The organism is Oleiphilus sp. HI0079 (genome assembly GCF_001635105.1).
Window position 1 is genome coordinate 1 of record NZ_LWFT01000072.1, and the last position, 621, is coordinate 621.

Genomic DNA, 621 nt, shown 5'->3' on the forward strand with positions numbered 1-621 from the left:
AACGGTACGGTGTGCATCATCCTTGGTTGCGCTCACTACGCCGGTGGGCTTGTTGAGCATCACGTAATAAGGGGTGTTGCTTTGTAGTGTTTGTCCGTCGAGTACGATGTGGGAAAAGTGATCAATGATGTGCGTTGCGTCGGTTGTGACATTACCGTCCACTTGAACCCGTCGTTGAGCGAGTAGACGTCGAATGTCGTGCTTGTTGAGATTTGCATGACTTCGGAGGAAGCGGTCTAGGCGTGAGCGAGATTGTTGCATGATTCTACTTGCCGTTCTCTTCGCGCTGCCACTGAATCTTTGGGTATGATCCCAACGCGTAGGACGCACGATAGCAGGCGCCCGACACCAATGGTTCAAGCTCAACACATCGGCTTGGTAGGGTAAGAGACGATTCGTAATCGTTTAATCTATGTTCTGCGAATACCGAGATGCGGGTAAAAAGCAGAGGCTGATAGTCGCCTAAGTTTTCTAGATCTGGGATGGTCACTGTACTCAGAGCCAGCTCGTTGGATATTGTCTGCTTGGGGTGATCGTTGAAAGTACCTTGCCTGTGATGCGTCAACGCACACACGCTAGAAGCAGAAAGTTGCATTAGCTTGCTGATTGGCTGCCTTTTAC

General features: G+C 50.2%; 1 protein-coding gene and 1 pseudogene. Both read right to left on the reverse strand.

Features of this window, described 5'->3' with window-relative positions; all coding sequences use genetic code 11:
* Nucleotides 1-261: pseudogene (locus A3750_RS01085) on the reverse strand (16S rRNA pseudouridine(516) synthase); the annotation flags it as partial.
* A 4-nt stretch (nucleotides 262-265) separates the two neighbouring features.
* A partial coding sequence (locus A3750_RS01090) for a hypothetical protein (protein ID WP_231871662.1) occupies nucleotides 266-621 on the reverse strand: 356 nt, incomplete at its 5' end.